Source organism: Promicromonospora kroppenstedtii DSM 19349 (assembly GCF_000515355.1).
In the GTDB taxonomy this organism is placed as follows: domain Bacteria; phylum Actinomycetota; class Actinomycetes; order Actinomycetales; family Cellulomonadaceae; genus Promicromonospora; species Promicromonospora kroppenstedtii.
In genome coordinates this window covers 1-3,248 of record NZ_KI911579.1, presented here as the reverse complement: position 1 = coordinate 3,248, position 3,248 = coordinate 1, and the positions used below count along the sequence as shown (strand labels likewise).

Here is a 3,248-nt window from a genome sequence, read left to right as displayed (position 1 = left end):
CCGCCTCCGGCCCGCCCGCCCCGGCCCGCTCCTCGGCGGCGGCGATCAGGCCGAGGTGCGTCACGTCGTCGACCATCAGCGTGATCTCTGCGCGTGCCGTGGCGTCGGCGGCCAGCGCGGCCAGCGCCTCCCGGTCCACCGTCGGGTACCCGACCAGCACGTCACGCGTGCCCTGGCCGACCAGCCACAGCGCCTCGCGCAACGAGTAGGCCATGACACCGGCGAACCCGTGCCCGAGCGCCCGGTCGACGAGGGAGCGCACCCGCACGGACTTCGACGCGACCCGCACAGGCACGCCGTCGGCCCGCTTGAGGATGTCGAGGGCGTTGGCGTCGAACACGTCGAGGTCGACGACGGCGACCGGGGCCGGCAGGCCGGACGTGGCGGCGGAAAGCCGCGCGGCGGTGTCTGCTGCGGAGCTCATGCCCGAACGCTACTCCGGTTCTGTCCCCCTGAGCGGGCCCGTGGGATAGTGCTCCCGTGATCTGGACGAACTGGGCACGCAACGTGACCGCCACGCCCGCACGACTCGAGCAGCCGGCCTCCGAGGACGAGCTGTCCGACGCCGTGCGCCGCGCCGTCAAGGACGGGCACACGGTGCGCGCCGTCGGCGCGGGGCACTCGTTCATGCCGGCGGCGGCCACCGACGGCGTGCTGCTCAACCTGGACCACCTGGACGCCCTGCACCGCGTGGAGCGCGACCCCGACACGGGGCACGCCCTGGTCACGGTGGGTGCGGGCATGCGGCTGCACCAGCTCAACCGGCACCTCGCCGAGCGCGGCCTGGCCATGCAGAACCTCGGCGACATCGACCGGCAGTCGGTCGCGGGCGCCATCTCGACGGGTACGCACGGCACGGGCGCCCGGTTCGGCGGCCTCGCGACCCGCGTGCGCGCCCTGACGGTCGTGGGGCCCGACGGCGACGTCGTGCGCGCCGCGCCCACCGAGCGGCACGACCTGTTCGAGGCCTCCCGCCTCGGACTCGGCACCACGGGCGTGCTGAGCACGGTGACCATCGAGGCCGTCCCCGCGTTCGACCTGCTTGCCGTCGAGGAGCCCTGGCCCCTGGACCGCGTGTTCGAGGAGCTCGACGACCTCGTGGCGGGCAGCGACCACTTCGAGTTCTACTGGTTCCCCGCCACGCGCCGCGCCCTGACGCTGCGCAACACGCGGGTCGACGCCGGGACGAACACCGGTTCCGGCCTGGGGCACGGCCTGCGCAAGGCGGCCGGCGCCGTCCGCTCGTTCATCGACGAGGAGGTGCTGTCCAACGCGCTGTTCGGCACCGTCAACCGGATCGCCACGCTCGTCCCGGCGGCGACCCCGACGCTGAACGCGATCTCGGCCCGCGCCCTGAGCTCGCGCCGCTACACGGCGCCGTCGCACGAGGTGTTCTGCACGCACCGGCGCGTGCGGTTCCGCGAGATGGAGTACGCCGTGCCGCGGTCGGCGGTGGTGCAGGTGCTCGACCAGCTCGACGCCTGGCAGCGGTCCACCGGCGAGAACATCCCGTTCCCGGTCGAGGTGCGCTTCGCCCCCGCCGACGACGTCTGGCTGTCGACCGCCTACGGCCGCGACACCGCGTACGTGGCCGTGCACCAGTACTGGAAGCTGCCGTACGCGCGGTACTTCGACGCCGCCGAGCAGATCTTCACGGCCGTGGGCGGGCGCCCGCACTGGGGCAAGATGCACACCCGCGACGCCGGCTACCTGGCGGGTCAGTACCGCCGCTTCGAGGACTTCCGCCGGGCGCGCGAGGCGGCCGACCCTCAGGGTGTGTTCGCCAACCCCTACACCCAGCGGGTCTTCGCAGGATGACACCGGCCTGAGGCCGCCGCCTCAGGGCGTCATGTCGTCGAAGACGTCGTGCGTCAGGTCGGCGAACGCGGAGCGCGCGGCGGCGTCGTCCTGGTCGACCATCCAGGCCAGCTCGATGCCGTCGATCCGGATCGCCACCGTCCGCGACAGCGCGTCGAGGTCGGTCCGGTACTTGGCCTCGGCGACGTCGGCCAGCCTCTGCAGGTACTCCCGCGTCATCACGATGCTCTGCTTGAGGTGCGCCTGAGCGACCTCGCGCAGCACCGGCGTCCGCGCGCCCGAGACCGCGAACTCGAAGGTCAGCAGCCGCATGTGCTGGTGCTGCTTCAAGCCGGTCAGCAGGGCGTCGACGGCGGTCTCGGCCAGCGTCGCCCGGTCCGGGCCCGCCGACAGCGCGGAGATCATGGGCTCCGACGCCCGCATAGCGATGGCGCGGCCCATGGCGCGCAGCATCGCGTCCTTGTCGTCGAAGCAGTAGTGCACCGTGCCCAGGGAGATCCCGGCCTCCTGGGCCACGCGGCGCACGGTCACGGACTCGACGCCCTCGCGCATGGCGACGCTCAGCCCGGCCTCGACGATCTCGGCACGACGTTCGTCCAGCGGCTTCCGCTTGTTCATGCCGCCGCCCTGCTGTCGGGCACGACGAGCGCGGTCGCGATGGCCGCGACCCCCTCGCCACGCCCGGTCAGCCCGAGCGCGTCCGTCGTGGTCGCGGTCAGCGAGACGGGCGCGCCCGCAGCGGCGGACAGCGCCGCCTGGGCCTCGTCGCGTCGCGTGCCGACACGCGGATGGTTTCCGATCACCTGAACAGCCACATTACCGATCATGTACCCGGCAGCCCGGACGCGCCTCGCGGCCTCGGCAAGAAGCGTGGTACCGGAGGCCCCCGCCCACTCGGGGCGGCCGGTCCCGAAGTGCGACCCCAGGTCGCCCAGGCTCGCCGCCGAGAACAGCGCGTCCGCGGCCGCGTGCGCGGCGACGTCGGCGTCGGAGTGGCCGGCCAGGCCGCGTTCCCCGGGCCAGTGCAGGCCTCCGAGCCACATCTCGCGGTCCGAGCCGTCCGGCGCGTAGGCGTGCACGTCGACGCCGATCCCCGTACGCGGCAGGGGGTACGGGGCCGGCGGCGCGACCGTGAGGTCGGGCGTGCTCGACGGGTCGGTCATGCGTTGCTCTCCTGCAGCACGAGGGACGCGAGCCACAGGTCGCGTTCGGTGGTGATCTTGAAGGCGGCGGCGTCTCCCGGCACGATGTGCACCGGCTCGCCGAGCACCTCGACGAGGCCGGCGTCGTCGGTCGCCGCCAGGTGCTCCGCGCGGGCCCGGGCGGCACCGGTCCTGTGCGCGCGCACCAGCAGGTCCCGGGCGAAGCCCTGGGGCGTCTGGACGGCGCGCAGCCGCGCGCGGTCGGGTGTGCCGGTGACGAGCTCGGCG

Annotated in this window: 4 protein-coding genes and 1 pseudogene; 1 reads left to right on the top strand and 4 read right to left on the bottom strand. The window is 73.8% G+C overall.

Going from position 1 to position 3,248, the window contains the following annotated elements; all coding sequences use genetic code 11:
* A pseudogene (locus PROKR_RS02295) lies at window positions 1–424 on the bottom strand (amino acid deaminase/aldolase); the annotation flags it as partial.
* Between the two features lie 56 nt (window positions 425–480).
* Between PROKR_RS02295 and PROKR_RS02290 the strand changes: the two are divergent.
* The gene (locus PROKR_RS02290; RefSeq protein ID WP_036959304.1) at window positions 481–1,818 is read left to right on the top strand and encodes a D-arabinono-1,4-lactone oxidase; all 1,338 of its coding nucleotides are present in this window, start codon (window positions 481–483) and stop codon (window positions 1,816–1,818) included.
* A 21-nt stretch (window positions 1,819–1,839) separates the two neighbouring features.
* On the opposite strand, the gene PROKR_RS30435 is transcribed toward PROKR_RS02290, so the two are convergent.
* The 3 genes from PROKR_RS30435 to PROKR_RS02275 all read right to left on the bottom strand — a co-directional run.
* Window positions 1,840–2,436 (bottom strand): TetR/AcrR family transcriptional regulator, encoded by a 597-nt coding sequence (locus PROKR_RS30435; RefSeq protein ID WP_051432605.1) that lies wholly within the window; start codon window positions 2,434–2,436, stop codon window positions 1,840–1,842.
* Complete coding sequence (ispF, locus tag PROKR_RS02280) at window positions 2,433–2,981, bottom strand: 2-C-methyl-D-erythritol 2,4-cyclodiphosphate synthase (protein ID WP_051432604.1); 549 nt, start codon at window positions 2,979–2,981, stop codon at window positions 2,433–2,435. Before ispF ends, PROKR_RS30435 begins: the two co-directional genes overlap by 4 nt.
* Window positions 2,978–3,248, bottom strand: a 271-nt coding sequence (locus PROKR_RS02275) for a 2-C-methyl-D-erythritol 4-phosphate cytidylyltransferase (RefSeq protein WP_036959303.1), incomplete at its 5' end; no start/stop codon positions are given. The genes PROKR_RS02275 and ispF, both read right to left, overlap by 4 nt.

Bases quoted from the DNA above. Each gene is read 5' to 3' on its own strand.
- PROKR_RS30435 (WP_051432605.1), bottom strand. From the start codon at position 2,436: ATGAACAAGCGGAAGCCGCTGGACGAACGTCGTGCCGAGATCGTCGAG.
- ispF (WP_051432604.1), bottom strand. From the start codon at position 2,981: ATGACCGACCCGTCGAGCACGCCCGACCTCACGGTCGCGCCGCCGGCC.